The following is a 14,444-nucleotide window of genomic DNA, read 5'->3' as shown; positions in this document are numbered from 1 at the left end:
TCATTTCAGGAGGCGGCGAGTCTGTAGCGGTCGTTTCCAAGACAGAGTAATGATCGCTACAGAGGAGTCAATAGCCGTAATGGAAAATACACACGGTCCGGTCGAGCAGCTCAGAGCCAAGGTCAGGCAGTTGTGGGACGAGCTGTCGCCGGCCGAGCGGGCGGTGTGCCAGTTCCTCGTGTCCGCCCCGCCCGAGCAGATCCTGTTCGCCAGCGCCCAGGAGCTGGGTGCCGCGACCGGCACGAGCAACGCCACCGTCGTGCGCACGATGCAGCGGCTCGGCTTCGGCGGGCTGCCCGGGCTGAAACGCGTGCTGGCGGCCGAGTTCACCTCGGCGGTGGCCCCCGACGTACGCCTCAAGCAGCGCATCAGCCACGTCGGGCAGGACCTGTCGGGCATCTGGGAGCGGGTCTTCGACGAGGCCCGCGAGCGCATCGACCACTGCCGGCGCCTGTTCGACGCCGAGGCGTTCAAGAAGGCGGTCGAGCTGCTGGTCAACGCGCCGGGCGTGCTCGTCTTCGGCACCGGCGCCTCCGACCCCGCCGCCCGCCACCTGGCGCTCAAGCTGGGCCGCCGCGGCCACCGCGCCCGCGCCACCTCGGCGACCGGCTTCGCGCTGGCCGACGACCTGCTCGCGCTGGGCCACGGCGACGTGCTCGTCATCTTCCAGCCGGGCCGCCGGCTGAAGGAGATCACGGTGCTCATCGACCGGGCCCACGCGGTGGGCGCGGGCATCGTGCTGATCTCCGACGAGCTCGGAGGCGAGTTCGCCGACCGCGTGGACGCGGCACTCGCGGCGCCGCACACGCCCACCGGCATCACCGGCGAGCCCCTGACCGGCATCATCGTGGCCGACGCGCTGCTGCTGGCGCTCGACTCCCTCGACCAGACCCGCTCGGTCGAGCACTCCCACCAGCTGAGCGCGCTACGCGAGCAACTGCTCGGCCCCCGTTTCCGCTAACCTCACCTCGTCACTCCCGCATTCTCGGAAGGTTTCGTCGTGATCGGCTGGCTAGAAGCGGTGGTGCTGGGGCTGATCCAGGGGCTCACGGAGTTCCTGCCGATCTCCTCCAGCGCCCACATCCGTGTGGTCTCCGCTTTCGCCGGCTGGCAGGATCCCGGCGCTGCGTTCACCGCGGTCATCCAGCTCGGCACGGAGACGGCCGTGCTGATCTATTTCCGTAAGGAGATCTGGGAGATCATCTCCACCTGGACGCGCTCCCTGTTCGTCAAGGAGTTGCGCGGCCACTGGGCGGCCCGTATGGGGTGGTACATCATCGCCGGCTCGCTGCCCATCGGCATCCTCGGCGTGCTGCTGAAAGACCAGATCGAGACCGGCTTCCGCGACCTGCGGCTGGTCGGCACCACGCTGATCGTCTTCGCCTGCATCCTGTGGCTCGCCGACCGCACCGCCCGCAACAAGCTCACGCTGGAGAAGCACCTGAGCCTCCCCCACGCCCTCGTCTACGGCTGCGCCCAGGCGCTCGCCCTGATCCCCGGCGTGTCCCGCTCGGGCGGCACGGTCACCGCGGGACTGCTGCTCGACTACCGCCGCGAGGACGCCGCGAAATACTCGTTCCTGCTGGCGATCCCCGCCGTCCTGGCCTCGGGCGTGTTCGAGCTGCGGGAGATCGGCGAGGGCCCGGCACCCGCGTGGGGGCCCACCATCCTGGCCACGATCATCTCGTTCGCCGTCGGCTATCTGGCCGTGGCCTGGTTCCTGAGATACATCAGCACCCACCGCTTCACCCCGTTCGTGATCTACCGGATCATCCTGGGGTTCTTCGTCATCCTGGCGGTCACGTTGGGGTGGATCCCCGCCAACGGCTGACGGTGCGGGGATAGCGGCTGCACAGGGCGAAGACGACGGCGAACAACGTCCAGGCGGCGACGTACGCGATCGGGTGGCCCCAGGTGTCGCCGACGAGGTCGGCCAGCGCGGCCCGGCCCTCGAAATAGCAGGCCAGGCCGCCGATCGCGCCCGGGATCGCGCCCCACCAGCGCTGCCACCACACCTCGTTCGTGACCACCTCGAAAACCACGAGGGCGATCGGTCCGCCGAGGTGGAACCTCATTCCCGGCGGGTCCGACATGAGCGCGGAGATCACCATGACCGCCACCGCGGAGCCGGCCGTCAGCAGGACGACGGCTCCGAAGGGCGCGGGCTCGTCACGCGGGTCGTTCCCCGGCGGCGACGGGGCGCCTTCTGGCTGCGGGGCGCCGGCGGGCACGGGCTCGTCGCGGGGGTCGTTGTCGTCAGCCACGGCGACCATTCTGGCCGACGTACGGCCGGGCGGGGCCGCGAGCGGCGTCGCTGGTTGAATGGCCCCATGGCCGAAGAACGGGGCAGGCGCCCGGGAAACCCGCAGACCAGGGAGCTGATCCTGGCGGCGGCGATCGCGTCGTTCGTGTCCCGGGGCTACCCCGGCACCACGATCAGGGGCGTGGCCCGCGAGGCGGCCGTCGACCCCGCGCTGGTGATGCACTTCTTCGGCAACAAGGACGGCCTGTTCGACGCGGCGATCAAGAAGAGCATGCCGGTCGCGCTGCTGGCCGAGTCCTTCGAGGGCGACGAGGACCACCTCGCCGAGCGGCTCGTCACGCGCTACCTGGAGCTGTGGGAGAGCCCGTCGCACGGCCCCACGCTCGCCGCCGTCCTGCACTCGGCCTCGGCCACCCCCGCGGCGGCCGACCTGCTGAAAGAGCTGATGCGCGAGGAACTCCTCACCCCGCTCGCCGGTCGCCTGTCACACGACCACCCCGAGATCCGCGGGCTCCTCGCCGCCTCGCAGCTGATCGGCGTGGCGATGATGCGCTACATCCTCAAGGTCGACCCGCTCGCCTCGATGCCCGCCCACCTGGTGGCGGCCACGGTGACGCCCGCCATCCAGCGCTACCTGACGGGCGAGCTCTCCCTGGAGGAGATCACGGGCGCCGCGACGGCCCGGTAGGTGGCCAGCGTGAACACCAGTGCCGCCAGCCCCAGCCCGGTGGACAGCACGATCACGCCCGTCCTGCCGTACCAGCCGAGTGCCGCGCCGCCCGCCAGCCCGGCCACGAACAACCCGAAATACTGCGCCGACGACAGCAGGCCCAGCCCGACCGGGACGTCGCCCGGCACGGCGGCGACGGTCCTGAACTGCTGGGCGGGCGCGATCAGCCAGCCGAGCGCGCTCCACAGGAACGCCCACACCAGTGCGACGGGCAGCGCCAGGTTCGCGACGGGGACGAGGGCCAGGAACACGGTGCTCGCGACCAGCCCGATCAGGATCATGCGGCGCGGCCCGTACGCGTCGGTGAGGCGCCCGCCGAGCGTGTTGCCGACGACGCCGCCGAGCCCCCACGCCCACAACACGGCCGCCAGCGGCAGGTCGAACAGCGACCCGATGTAGGTGTAGGCGGCGAAGCTCGCGGCGAACACCAGCACGTGCGTGCCCAGCACGGCCAGCACCCGCCGGTCGGCCAGCGGCACGAACCGCTCCTTCAGCCGCCCCGACATCGGGATCGCGACGTCGGGCACCAGGGCGGCCACCCCGGCGAGCCCGGCCACGCCGAGCCCGGTGACCAGCCAGAGCGTGGCCCGCCAGCCCGCGGCGCCGCCCAGCCAGGTGCCGAGCGGCACGCCGATCGCGGACGCCATGCTCACCCCGCCGATCACCAGCGCCAGCGCGCGGCCGCGGCGTTCCGGCGGGCTCAGCGCGCTCGCCACGGCGGACGCGGTGGGCGTGAACATGGCGGCGCCCGCGGCCGCGAGCACCCGGGTGACCATGATCAGCGTGTACGTCGGCGCCAGCGCGGTCAACGCGTTCCCCAGCACGAACACGCCCATCCCCGCCAGCAGCAACGTCCTGCGGGGCAGCTGCGCGGTCACGGCGGCGAGCAGGGGTGACAGGACCGCGTACGCCAGCGCGAACACGGTCATGAGCTGACCCGCCGCCGCCGTGGAGATGCCGAGGTCCGTCGAGATGGGCGGCAGGAGTCCGGCGGTGACGAACATGCCCGTACCGATCGCGAAATTTCCGGCAGCCAGCGGGTAGAGCCGTGTGCTCAAGAGAGCCTCCCCCATACAGTTGGACACATATCAAACTGTCGCATTGTTTTATGGTTGTCAAACAATGCGACGGAGGTAGGATGGGATCCATGCGCCTGCTTCCGCACCCGGCGACGGAGGACATCGAGCTCACCGAGGTCCTGCGGGCGCTGTCCGACCCCATCCGGCTGAAGATCGTCGCCCGGCTGGCCACGGTCGGCGAGATGACCTGCGGAGAGGCCGGCGACCACCTCGGGGTGCACAAGTCGACGACCTCACACCACCACCGCACTCTCAGGGAGGCCGGCGTCGTCTGCACCAAGCAGGAGGGCCGGATGAAATACATCAGCCTGCGCCGCGACGACCTCGACGCCCGCTTCCCCGGCCTGCTCGACTCGATCCTCGCCGCGTCCGGCGACGCCTCGCCCTCCGCCGCGTCCCGCGACCAGTCGGTTCTCGCCGCGTCCGGCGAGCGGGGCCGGCGCTGACCCGATCGCCATGACCGGCCCCGACCTGCCCATCCGTCACGTCCTGCCCGAGCTGCTCGGCACACTCGACCGGCACGGCGCCACCGTCCTGACCGCCCCGCCCGGCACCGGCAAGACGACGGTCGTCCCGCTCGCCCTGGCCGAGACCGGGATGCGGGTGCTGGTGGCCGAGCCGCGGCGCCTGGCCGTGCGCGCCGCCGCCCGGCGGATGGGGGTGAGCTACACGATCCGCGGCGAACGCCACACGGGCGCGAACCCCATGGTCGAGGTCGTCACCACCGGCGTGCTCCTCCAGCGCCTCCAGCGGGACCAGGAGCTGGCCGGGATCGACGCGGTCATGCTCGACGAGTGCCACGAGCGCCACCTGGACGCCGACACCGCGCTGGCGTTCCTCCTCGACGTACGCGACACGCTCCGGCCCGACCTGCGGCTGCTGGCCACGTCCGCCACCGCCGACGCCGGGCCGTGGTCGCGGCTGCTCGGCGGGCCCGTCGTCGCCGCCACCGGCGCCACATACCCGGTCGAGACCGTGTGGGCGCCACCGCCGCGCCCGGTCGCCCCGCCGCACGGCCTGCGCGTCGATCCCGCCCTGCTGGCCCACGTCGCCGCGACGGTGCGCGTGGCGCTCGCGGAGCGGGACGGCGACGTGCTGTGCTTCCTGCCCGGCGTGGGCGAGATCGCGAAGGTCGCGGGGCTGCTGGCGGGGGCCGGCGTGGAGGTCCTTCAGGTGCACGGCCAGGCTCCGGCCCGCGTCCAGGACGCCGTGCTGTCGCCCGGCACGGCCCGCAGGGTGTTGCTGGCCACGTCGGTCGCCGAGTCGAGCCTGACCGTCCCCGGCGTCCGGGTGGTGGTCGACTCGGGGCTGGCCCGGGAGCCGCGCACCGACCACGCCCGCGGCCTCGGCTCGCTCACCACGGTCAGGGTCTCGAAGGCGTCCGCGGACCAGCGGGCCGGGCGAGCGGGCCGTGAGGCCCCCGGCGCGGTCTACCGCTGCTGGGCGGCGGCCGACCACGAACGCCTCGCCGACCGCGCCAGGCCGGAGATCGTGCTGGCCGACCTGACGGGGTTCGCGCTGCAGGCGGCCTGCTGGGGCACGCCCGACGCGTCCGGCCTGGCGCTCCTCGACCCGCCGCCGGCCGCGGCGATGTCCGCCGCCGCCCGCGTCCTGGATGCTCTCGGGGCTGTGGAAGGGCGGCGGGTGACCCGCCGGGGACGGCGGATGGCGCTCGCCGGCGTGCACCCGCGCCTGGCCCGCGCCCTGCTCGATCTCGGGCCGCGCGCCGCCGAGGTGGTGGCCCTGCTGTCGGAGCAGCCGCCCCGCGACGCGGGCGACGACCTGGTGGAGCTCTGGCGTACGGCCCGGCGCGGCGGCACCCCGTACGCGGCCCGCTGGCGCCAGGAGACCGCCCGCCTGCGCCGCACCGCCACCGGGACGTACGGGAGCGGCGAACCGGCGGGCGCGACGGCCAGGACGGGCGAGAAGCCAGGCGGGCCGGCGAGCAGCACCGACCGGGAGGGCGCGGCGGCGCGCGGGACGGATGACGTGCTGGCGGGGACGGTCGTGGCGCTCGCGTTCCCCGAACGGGTGGCGCGCAGGAGCGGCGGCGGCTACCTGATGGCGTCCGGCACCCGCGCCGAACTCCCCGAGGGGTCGAGGCTGGCCACCGCCCCCTGGCTGGCCGTTGCCGTCGCCGACCGCCCGACCGGTTCGGCCTCGGCCCGCGTCCGGCAGGCGGTCGTCATCGACGAGGCCACCGCCAGGCTGGCCTGCCCCGTCACCACGGAGGACGAGGTGACCTGGCGGGTCCCGCCGGGTGAGCGCCGCGGTGACGTGTCCGCCCGCCGGGTGGAGCGGCTGGGAGCGATCGAGCTCTCCTCGGCCCCGCTCAAGGACGCCGACGTCCGCGAGGCCGTCCTGTACGGCCTGGCCACGGAAGACGTACTGACCTGGACGAAGCAGGCCAAGGACCTGAGGGACCGCCTGGCCTTCTGCCACCGCGCGATCGGCCCGCCGTGGCCCCCGACGGACGCGCTCACCGACCCGGCCGACCAGTGGGCCGCCCAGTGGCTCGAACCCGAGCTGTCCAGGGCCCGCCGCCGCGCCGACCTCGAACGCATCGACGTGGCCTCCGCGCTGCGGCGCCTGATCCCGTGGAGCGAGCGTCTGGAGGTGGCCGCTCCCGAACGCGTCGAGGTCCCGAGCGGCTCCCACATCCGCGTGGACTACTCGGGCGAGCAGCCGGTGCTGGCGGTGAAGCTGCAGGAGCTGTTCGGCCTGCAGGAGACGCCGCAGATCTCCGGTGTGCCGGTCCTGGTGCATCTGCTCTCCCCCGCGGGCCGGCCGGTGGCGGTCACGGCGGACCTGGCGTCGTTCTGGCGCGACGGCTACCGGTCCGTACGCGCCGAGCTCCGCGGCCGCTACCCCAAGCACCCGTGGCCCGAGGACCCCCTCACGGCCACGCCGACCCGGCGGGTGAAACGGAGCGCATCGTGACCGGCATGCTGGCGGAGGCCGTGCGCGACAACGCCGAGTGGTGCGACCTGATGTGCCGCGCCCACGGTTCTCCCGGCACGTTCACCGGCAGTGCCTGGACCAATCCTGTCAGGACCCCGCTCTTCTATCCGGACGCCGTCACCCTCTCCCCCGCCGCGACGGCGGCCGACGTGCTGGACCGCATCGACTCCGGCCCTGGCGCCTCGGTCAAGGACAGTTACGCCACACTCGACCTACCGGGCTTCGACGTGCTGTTCGAGGCCCAGTGGCTGTGGCGTTCCGCTCCCGGACGGACGGGCATCAGCCGGACGAGCACCGGACCGGCGGCCCGGCGGCGCCCGGTTGAGGTGGTCGGGTGGGAGGTCGTCGGCGACGCGGCCACGCTCGCCGACTGGGAACGGACGGCCTTCTCCGGCGAGGTGAACGGCCTCTTCCCGGCCTCGCTCCTCGGCCACGTGGAGATCCTTTGCGGCCGGATCGACGGCGAGATCGTCTGCGGCTCGGTGCTCACCGCGAGCGGTGCGGTGGCGGGCGTCTCCAACGTGTTCGCCTCCGGCTGCGACCTGGACACCGCGTGGGCGGGCACGCTGGCCATGGCGGCCGAGCTCCTGCCCGGCCGCCCGCTGGTCGGCTACGAAAGCGACCCGGAGGCCGCCGTGAACCACGGCTTCACCTGCATCGGCCCGCTCCGCGTGTGGCTCAGACCCTGATCGCCACCACCCCGACGTTGATCACGCCCGGCCGGACGCGGAGACGGGCTCCGATCAGGAGATCGCTCAGAGACGGGCTCAGGCCAGGAGATCGTCCAGGGTCGGCTCGGGGAGGGCGGGGAAGCTCCCGGACCCCACTCCCACGTCCTTGAACCCGCTCGACGTGGCGATGCACACCACGGGCCCGTCGAAGTCGCGCCCGAGCCGCCGGTACCCGGCCACCCCCGCCGCCCCCGACAACTCCTGCCACATCCCCTGCCTGGCCAGGTCGCGCTGCGCGGCGCGCAGCTCCTCGTCGGTCAGCAGCACCGCCTCACCGCCGCTGTCCCGCACGGCCAGCACCCCCCGGTGCCCGCCGACCGGCCCGGCGATGCCGTACGCGTCGCTCCGCCCGAGCTCGACGATCGCGGCGGGCACGCCGGTGGCCAGCGCCCTGGCGTGGGGACCGCCCGCGGCGGTCTCGCAGGAGAACATCCGCGGCACGGTCTCGGCGACCCCGAGCCGCCGCAGCTCCGTGAACCCCTTCCACACCCCGTAGAGCAGCTCGGCGTAGCCGGTGGGCGCGAAGACGGCCGCGGGCGGCCGCCCGAGCTGCCGGAACAGCTCGTACGCGATCGTCTTGTAGCCCTCGGGCCCGAACGGGTGCCCGGTGTGCGTCACGGTCTGGTTGCTGACGGGGTGGTAGCCGAGCCGGTCGACGACCTCGCGGAGCAGCGGCCAGCGCGCCTCGATGGGCACGGACACGACCTTGGCCCCGTACGCCCGCGCGAACGCCTGGACGGCGGGCGGCGACGCGGCGGAGGTCAGCACGATCGCGGGCAGGCCGGCCCTGGCCGCGTAGGCGGCGGCGGAGGCGCCGTGGTTGCCGGAGGAGGCCACGACCACGCCGGGCGCGCCCGAGGCAAGGGCGGCGCTCACGGTGACCCGGTTGAGGCGGTCCTTGTGCGACCAGGTGGGATTGCGCGACTCGTCCTTGACGTACACGCCGTCGAACGCCACCAGCGGTGTCCCGCCCTCCCCCAGCGTGGGCGCCTCCAGGGGCGGCAGGAGCGGCGACCAGCGCGCGATGTCGGTGCCCGGCTCCTGCGCGAAAAGGCCCGGGTCGACCTGGTCGTAGTCGTAGTCGACGTCGAGCGGATAGGCGATCTCGGCGGTGCTGGTCCGAGGGCAGCCCCGGGTCAGCGGCGGGAACAGCGGATATTCGGCCGAGGGGTCACCGAGGGAGCGCTGGCGGCGGGCGAGAGACGGTCCGTTCACGCGTACCGACTCTATCCAGGCTCGCAACTCACAAGGAAAAGCTGCACACTCTAGTCATGTTGTGGGCAGGCAGGTCCGTTGTCGAGATCGCGACGGCCGTCAGGAGCGGGGACGTCACGGCCGCGACCGTCGTCGAGGAGCATCTCCACGCCATCTCGGAGCGCGATCCCAGATTACGGGCGTTCCGGCTGGTCAGAGAGCAGGCGGTGGACGAGGCACGGGCGTTGCAGAAGCGGCGCGACCTCGCGGAGCTGCCGCTCGCCGGCGTGCCGGTGGCGGTGAAGGACAACCTGGAGGTGGCCGGTGAGGCCATGCGCGCCGGGTCCAGGGCGACGCCGGACGTGCCCGCGCGGCAGGATCACGAGACGGTGGCGCGCCTGCGCGCGGCCGGCGCGGTGGTCGTCGGCCTGACGAACCTGCCCGAGCTGGGGCTGGTCGCGTTCGGCGACAGCGCCTACGGCATCGCGCGCAACCCGTGGGATCTGGCGCGCACGCCCGGCGGCTCGTCGGCGGGCAGCGCCGCGGCCGTGGCGGCGGGCATGGTGCCGCTGGCGCTCGGCAACGACGGCATGGGCTCGGTACGCATCCCGGCGGCGTGCTGCGGGGTGCTGGGCATCAAGCCGGGCACCGGGCTGGTGCCGCCGCCCTCCGACGACTGGGACCGGTTGTGCGAGAACGGCCCGCTGGCCCGGACGGCGCCCGACCTGGCGCTGGCGCTGTCGGTGCTGGCCGCGGACCCGTCGCTGGCTCGGGCGTGGCGGTCGGGGCGGCGGGAGGAGCCGAGCCCGCCCATGTTGCGCTCGGTCTGGGCCGACGACGACAAGGTGTGGGAGCCGCAGCCGCCGTCCGACGGCCCTGAGCCGTTCGACCTGCGGGTGGCGTACGCCCCGCAGCCGCTGCCCGCGGGCATGACCGTGGACAAGGAGTTCCAGGCCGCCGTACGCGCGGCGGGCGAGACGCTGCGCGTGGCCGGGCACACGGTGGTCGAGCACACCCGCAAGCTGCCGGGCTGGCTGGGCCCGGCGTCGGTCGCGGCGTGGCTGGTCAGGGCCGCGGCGGCGGCGGACGGCCTGGACAGGAACCGGCTGGAGCGGCGTACGCGGGCGCTGAGCCGCGCGGGCCGGGCCCTGGGCGCGCTCAAGCTGGACGGCGCGCGCGGTCGCGAGCGCTGGAGCGGCTACGGCGCCGACCAGTGGTTCGGCAACGCCGACGCCATGGTCATGCCCGCTCTGGCCGCGATCCCGCCCCTGGCCGACCGCTGGGGCAGGCGCGGTTTCGTGCGCAACGCGGTGACCAACGTCAGGTACGCCCCCGCCACCGGCGCGTGGAACATGTGCGGCTGGCCCGCGATCACCGTGCCGATCGCCACGCATTCGACCGCGCTGCCCATCGCGGTGCAGATCGTCGCCCCGCCCGGTGGGGAGCCTCATCTGCTCGGCCTGGCGGCCCAGTTGCAGGCCGCCCATCCGCCGCTGCGGCCGCCGGGCCTCGGTTTCTGATAACCAGTTCTTCTAGATCTCATACGATCTATCTTTTGGACTTATGCACGTCCCGTTCAGCATCCTGAGAGGAACCGCCCCGGCCTGAACCGGGGGGACGGCGTGGGATGGCGGGGTCAGATGCCGATCGGGTGCCAGACGGTCTTGGTCTCCAGGAACCGGGTCATCCGCCCGAGCCCGGGGTCGGCCGTCCAGTCCTCCGGCGCGGGGCGCAACACGCGCTTGAGGTTCTCCGCCGCCGCCTGCTCGCACCGCAGCGCGAGGTCGGCGTCGTCGACCCCGGTCAGGTCGAGCCCGTTGACGTCCATGTGGGCGGCCAGCCAGGGAGCCAGCTCGGCCTGCGACCCGGTGAGGATGTTCACCACCCCGCCCGGCAGGTCGGAGGTGGCCAGCACCTCGGCCAGGGTGATCGCCGCGAGCGGGGACGGCTCGGAGGCCACCACCACGCAGGTGTTGCCGGTGACGATCACGGGGGCGACCACCGACACCAGCCCGAGCAGCGGATCGGCGGGCGCCACCACGGCCACCACGCCGGTCGGCTCGGGCGACGACAGGTTGAAGTACGGTCCCGCCACCGGGTTGGCCGCACCGTGCACGGCGGCGATCTTGTCGGACCACCCCGCGTACCAGACCAGCCGGTCGACCGTCGCGTCGACCCGCTCGGCCGCCGCCCGCTTGCCGCCGCCGAGCTCCTCGGCGAACTGGCCGCGCCGGCCCTCCAGCATCTCGGCCACGCGGTAGAGGATCTGCCCCCGGTTGTAGGGGGTGGCGCCCGACCAGCCGGGGAACGCCTTGCGGGCGGCCACCACGGCGTCGCGGGCGTCCTTGCGCGAGGCGCGCGAAGCGTTGGCGAGGAAGTCGCCCTTGGCCGAGGTCACAGGGTAGGACCTCCCACTCTCCGAGCGCGGGAACGCCCCTCCGATGTACAGCTTGTAGGTCTTTCTGACGGACAACCTACTCATCGCCGCGCCCCCTCCACGTGGACTCCTGCGACATCTGGACCGGCACGAAGACCTGGCCGCACCGGCTCACGCCGCAGCGGTGGGCGAACCAGCCGGTGCGCACGGGACGCCCGACCCTGGCGAAGGCGTGCCCTCCTGTGGCCTGCGCGCGACGGGCGCGGCGCAGCCCGCACCTGGAGCCGGGCGTGCGGCCCGGTTGGTGACGCTCACACATCGAGGTACGCCTCCAGCCCGTGCAGCCCGCCTTCCCTGCCGTACCCGGACTCCTTGTAGCCGCCGAAGGGCGAGGCCGGGTCGAACTTGTTGAACGTGTTGGCCCAGACGACCCCGGCCCTGAGCCGGTCGGCCATCCACAGGATGCGCGAGCCCTTCTCCGTCCAGATGCCGGCGGACAGCCCGTACGGGGTGTTGTTGGCCTTCTCGACGGCCTCGGCGGGCGTGCGGAAGGTCAGCACGGACAGCACGGGACCGAAGATCTCGTCCCTGGCGATGCTGTGCGACTGCGCGACCCCGGTGAAGACGGTCGGCGGGAACCAGAACCCCTTGTCCGGCAGCTCGCACGCGGGCGACCAGCGCTGCGCTCCCTCGCTCTCGCCGAGGTCGCTCAGCGAACGGATCTTCGCCAGCTGCTCGGCGGAGTTGATCGCGCCGATGTCGGTGTTCTTGTCGAGCGGGTCGCCCAGCCTGAGCGTGCTCAGCCGCCTGCGCAGCGACTCCAGCACCTCCTCGTGGACGGACTCCTGCACCAGCAGCCGCGACCCGGCGCAGCACACGTGGCCCTGGTTGAAGAAGATGCCGTTGACGATGCCCTCGACGGCCTGGTCGACGGCGGCGTCCTCGAACACGATGTTGGCCGCCTTGCCGCCCAGTTCGAGGGTCAGCTTCTTGTCGGTGCCCGCGACCGCCCGCGCGATGGTCCGCCCCACCTCGGTGGAGCCGGTGAAGGCCACCTTGTTCACGTCGGGGTGGCCCACCACGGCGGCGCCGGTCTCGCCCGCGCCGGTCACGATGTTGACCACGCCCGGCGGCAGGTCGGCCTGACGGCAGATGTCGGCGAAGGCCAGCGCGGTCAGCGGCGTCGTCTCGGCCGGCTTGAGCACCACCGTGTTGCCGCAGGCCAGCGCGGGCGCGATCTTCCAGGCCAGCATGAGCAGCGGGAAGTTCCACGGGATGACCTGCCCGGCCACGCCCAGCGGCCGGGCGCCGCCGAACCCCGCGTAGGCCAGCTTGTCGGCCCACCCCGCGTAGTAGAAGAAGTGGGCCGCCACCAGCGGCACGTCCACGTCGCGCGACTCGCGGATGGGCTTGCCGTTGTCGAGCGACTCCAGCACGGCCAGCTCGCGAGCCCGCTCCTGGATGATCCGCGCGATCCTGAACAGGTATTTCGCCCGCTCCGCGCCGGGCAGCGCGCTCCAGACCCCGAACGCCTTGCGCGCGGCCTGCACGGCTCTGTCGACGTCGTCGGAGGTCGCCGTGGCCACCTCGGCCAGCTGCTCCTCGGTCGCGGGGTTGACAGTCTTGAAGGGGGTGCCGGAGCCGTCGGCGAACTCACCGTTGATGAACAGTCCGTACGACGGCTTGATGTCGACGACGTCGCGCGACTCGGGCGCGGGGGCGTACTCGAAGATCGCCATCATCAGTCCAGGGTGAAGTAGTCGGGACCGGCGTAGCGGCCGGTGGCCAGCTTCTGGCGCTGCATGAGCAGGTCGTTGAGGAGCGACGACGCGCCCAGCCTGAACCACTCCGGCGTGAGCCAGTCGTCGCCGGCCGTCTCGTTGACCAGCACCAGGTTCTTGATGGCGTCTTTGGTGGTGCGGATGCCGCCGGCCGGCTTGACCCCCACCTGGCGGCCGGTCGCGTCACGGAAGTCGCGCACCGCCTCCAGCATGATCAGCGTCACCGGCGGTGTCGCCGCCGGCGACACCTTGCCCGTCGAGGTCTTGATGAAGTCGGCGCCGGCCAGCATCGCCAGCCAGGAGGCCCGCCGGACGTTGTCGTAGGTGGCCAGCTCCCCGGTCTCCAGGATCACCTTCAGGTGGGCCGCCCCGCAAGCGGCCTTCACCGCGACGATCTCTTCGTACACCTTCATGTAGCGGCCGGACAGGAACGCCCCCCGATCGATCACCATGTCGATCTCGTCGGCGCCCGCCGAAACCGCTCCGGTGGTCTCGGCGACCTTGACCTCGAGCGAGGAGCGGCCGCTCGGGAACGCGGTCGCCACCGAGGCGACCTTGACCCCGGCGCCGCCGAGCGCCTCGACCGCGACCGGGACGAGGTCGGGATAGACGCAGACGGCCGCCACCTTGGGCGCGTCGCCGCCGGGCCGCACGGCCTTGGTGCACATCGCGCGCACCTTGCCGGCCGTGTCGGCCCCCTCCAGCGTGGTCAGGTCGACCATCGAGATGGCCAGGTCGATGGCCTGCGCCTTGGCCGTGGTCTTGATCGAACGGGTGCCCAGCATGGCCGCCCGCTGGTCCGCGCCGACCCGGTCGACACCGGGCAGGCCGTGCAGGAATGCTCGCAACGCGGTGTCGGACGAAGCGACGTCCGTGAGCGAGGTAGTCACAGTTGACACCATCACAGCATCGCCGACCAGGGCCTCCAGCTCCAAACCGGACCACCTTAGGGCGGTCGTGCCCCAGGTCCTAGGTACGCCTGGCGTGTCCGCGTACCAGAGATAAGGCATCCACCCGATGTGGCGGGCCGGGCCTTAGGACGAGTCTTGAGGGTGTCAGGAAAAGCACGAAAAAGCAGGAGACACCATGAATCCCGAGATCGAATTCGAGCTCATGAAGAACCAGGCCAGCGAGCTGCGCAAGGCGGCCGCCGAGCACCGCCGCGTACGCGAGGCGCAGCGGGCGAACAAGGCCGGGCGCCGCTCGGTCTTCGGCAAGCGCCGTTCCTCATGACCGTCCCACGAGTGCCCGGCCACATCCTCCCTCGTGGCCGGGCCTACGCACCCCCATAACAGGGTCTGCGCAGCCCCATAAAGGCGTCGAAAGCA

At 72.6% G+C, this 14,444-nt stretch carries 15 protein-coding genes; 8 read left to right on the top strand and 7 right to left on the bottom strand.

Annotated features, from left to right (window positions below; translation table 11 throughout):
- Positions 1-79 precede the first annotated feature (79 nt).
- Together E1292_RS06585 and E1292_RS06580 are read left to right on the top strand one after the other, a co-directional pair.
- Entirely contained in the window at positions 80-961 is an 882-nt protein-coding gene (locus E1292_RS06585; protein ID WP_220446694.1) for a MurR/RpiR family transcriptional regulator, read from the top strand.
- A 39-nt stretch (positions 962-1,000) separates the two neighbouring features.
- On the top strand, positions 1,001-1,831 hold the full coding sequence (locus tag E1292_RS06580; RefSeq protein WP_132593038.1) for an undecaprenyl-diphosphate phosphatase: 831 nt from the start codon (positions 1,001-1,003) through the stop codon (positions 1,829-1,831).
- On the opposite strand, the gene E1292_RS06575 is transcribed toward E1292_RS06580, so the two are convergent.
- Complete coding sequence (locus E1292_RS06575) at positions 1,800-2,264, bottom strand: hypothetical protein (protein ID WP_132593036.1); 465 nt, start codon at positions 2,262-2,264, stop codon at positions 1,800-1,802. The genes E1292_RS06580 and E1292_RS06575 overlap by 32 nt on opposite strands.
- A gap of 66 nt (positions 2,265-2,330) precedes the next feature.
- Between E1292_RS06575 and E1292_RS06570 the strand changes: the two genes are divergently transcribed.
- Positions 2,331-2,951, top strand: a complete 621-nt coding sequence (locus E1292_RS06570; protein WP_132593034.1) for a TetR/AcrR family transcriptional regulator — start codon at positions 2,331-2,333, stop codon at positions 2,949-2,951.
- Here E1292_RS06570 and E1292_RS06565 read toward each other — a convergent pair.
- Positions 2,894-4,051, bottom strand: coding sequence for an MFS transporter (locus E1292_RS06565; RefSeq protein WP_165974420.1), 1,158 nt, complete (start codon positions 4,049-4,051; stop codon positions 2,894-2,896). The genes E1292_RS06570 and E1292_RS06565 overlap by 58 nt on opposite strands.
- 89 nt (positions 4,052-4,140) lie before the next feature.
- Here E1292_RS06565 and E1292_RS06560 point away from each other — a divergent pair, with 89 nt between their 5' ends.
- Genes E1292_RS06560 through E1292_RS06550 form a run of 3 tightly spaced genes read left to right on the top strand, consistent with a single transcriptional unit; the run spans position 4,141 to position 7,722 of the window.
- Positions 4,141-4,518: an ArsR/SmtB family transcription factor gene (locus tag E1292_RS06560; RefSeq protein ID WP_132593030.1), complete on the top strand. Its 378-nt coding sequence runs from the start codon at positions 4,141-4,143 to the stop codon at positions 4,516-4,518.
- 10 nt (positions 4,519-4,528) lie between these two features.
- Complete coding sequence (gene hrpB, locus E1292_RS06555) at positions 4,529-7,012, top strand: ATP-dependent helicase HrpB (protein WP_132593028.1); 2,484 nt, start codon at positions 4,529-4,531, stop codon at positions 7,010-7,012.
- Positions 7,009-7,722, top strand: a complete 714-nt coding sequence (locus tag E1292_RS06550) for a hypothetical protein (RefSeq protein ID WP_220446693.1) — start codon at positions 7,009-7,011, stop codon at positions 7,720-7,722. Before hrpB ends, E1292_RS06550 begins: the two co-directional genes overlap by 4 nt.
- A 78-nt stretch (positions 7,723-7,800) precedes the next feature.
- On the opposite strand, the gene E1292_RS06545 is transcribed toward E1292_RS06550, so the two are convergent.
- Complete coding sequence (locus E1292_RS06545) at positions 7,801-8,979, bottom strand: threonine synthase (RefSeq protein ID WP_132593026.1); 1,179 nt, start codon at positions 8,977-8,979, stop codon at positions 7,801-7,803.
- A gap of 56 nt (positions 8,980-9,035) precedes the next feature.
- Here E1292_RS06545 and E1292_RS06540 point away from each other — a divergent pair, with 56 nt between their 5' ends.
- On the top strand, positions 9,036-10,478 hold the full coding sequence (locus E1292_RS06540) for an amidase (RefSeq protein ID WP_132593024.1): 1,443 nt from the start codon (positions 9,036-9,038) through the stop codon (positions 10,476-10,478).
- Positions 10,479-10,594: 116 nt separating this feature from the next.
- Here the strand turns inward: E1292_RS06540 and E1292_RS06535 are convergent, their stop codons facing one another.
- The 4 genes from E1292_RS06535 to deoC are packed head-to-tail and all read right to left on the bottom strand — an operon-like array spanning position 10,595 to position 14,018.
- Complete coding sequence (locus tag E1292_RS06535; protein WP_132593022.1) at positions 10,595-11,440, bottom strand: aldehyde dehydrogenase family protein; 846 nt, start codon at positions 11,438-11,440, stop codon at positions 10,595-10,597.
- Positions 11,433-11,654 carry a hypothetical protein gene (locus E1292_RS06530; RefSeq protein ID WP_132593020.1) on the bottom strand — a complete coding sequence of 74 codons (222 nt, stop codon included), beginning with the start codon at positions 11,652-11,654 and terminating at the stop codon, positions 11,433-11,435. The genes E1292_RS06535 and E1292_RS06530 overlap by 8 nt, the downstream gene beginning before the upstream one ends.
- On the bottom strand, positions 11,647-13,077 hold the full coding sequence (locus E1292_RS06525; protein ID WP_181958193.1) for an aldehyde dehydrogenase family protein: 1,431 nt from the start codon (positions 13,075-13,077) through the stop codon (positions 11,647-11,649). The genes E1292_RS06530 and E1292_RS06525 overlap by 8 nt, the downstream gene beginning before the upstream one ends.
- Positions 13,077-14,018: a deoxyribose-phosphate aldolase gene (deoC, locus tag E1292_RS06520; protein WP_132593159.1), complete on the bottom strand. Its 942-nt coding sequence runs from the start codon at positions 14,016-14,018 to the stop codon at positions 13,077-13,079. Before deoC ends, E1292_RS06525 begins: the two co-directional genes overlap by 1 nt.
- A gap of 184 nt (positions 14,019-14,202) precedes the next feature.
- Here deoC and E1292_RS50935 point away from each other — a divergent pair, with 184 nt between their 5' ends.
- The gene (locus tag E1292_RS50935; RefSeq protein WP_165974419.1) at positions 14,203-14,349 is read left to right on the top strand and encodes a hypothetical protein; all 147 of its coding nucleotides are present in this window, start codon (positions 14,203-14,205) and stop codon (positions 14,347-14,349) included.
- Positions 14,350-14,444 lie beyond the last annotated feature (95 nt).

The sequence above is a fragment of the Nonomuraea deserti genome (genome assembly GCF_004348685.1).
Taxonomy (GTDB): Bacteria; Actinomycetota; Actinomycetes; order Streptosporangiales; family Streptosporangiaceae; genus Nonomuraea; species Nonomuraea deserti.
Note: the sequence above shows the minus strand (reverse complement) of the source record. Positions and strands in the feature narration are given on the sequence as shown.

Excerpts from the sequence above, each read along its gene's own strand:
- E1292_RS06525 (WP_181958193.1), bottom strand. The coding sequence starts at position 13,077 with ATGATGGCGATCTTCGAGTACGCCCCCGCGCCCGAGTCGCGCGACGTC.
- deoC (WP_132593159.1), bottom strand. The coding sequence starts at position 14,018 with ATGGTGTCAACTGTGACTACCTCGCTCACGGACGTCGCTTCGTCCGAC.
- E1292_RS06530 (WP_132593020.1), bottom strand. The coding sequence starts at position 11,654 with ATGTGTGAGCGTCACCAACCGGGCCGCACGCCCGGCTCCAGGTGCGGG.
- E1292_RS06560 (WP_132593030.1), top strand. The coding sequence starts at position 4,141 with ATGCGCCTGCTTCCGCACCCGGCGACGGAGGACATCGAGCTCACCGAG.
- E1292_RS06570 (WP_132593034.1), top strand. The coding sequence starts at position 2,331 with ATGGCCGAAGAACGGGGCAGGCGCCCGGGAAACCCGCAGACCAGGGAG.
- E1292_RS50935 (WP_165974419.1), top strand. The coding sequence starts at position 14,203 with ATGAATCCCGAGATCGAATTCGAGCTCATGAAGAACCAGGCCAGCGAG.
- hrpB (WP_132593028.1), top strand. The coding sequence starts at position 4,529 with ATGACCGGCCCCGACCTGCCCATCCGTCACGTCCTGCCCGAGCTGCTC.
- E1292_RS06535 (WP_132593022.1), bottom strand. The coding sequence starts at position 11,440 with ATGAGTAGGTTGTCCGTCAGAAAGACCTACAAGCTGTACATCGGAGGG.
- E1292_RS06540 (WP_132593024.1), top strand. The coding sequence starts at position 9,036 with ATGTTGTGGGCAGGCAGGTCCGTTGTCGAGATCGCGACGGCCGTCAGG.
- E1292_RS06585 (WP_220446694.1), top strand. The coding sequence starts at position 80 with ATGGAAAATACACACGGTCCGGTCGAGCAGCTCAGAGCCAAGGTCAGG.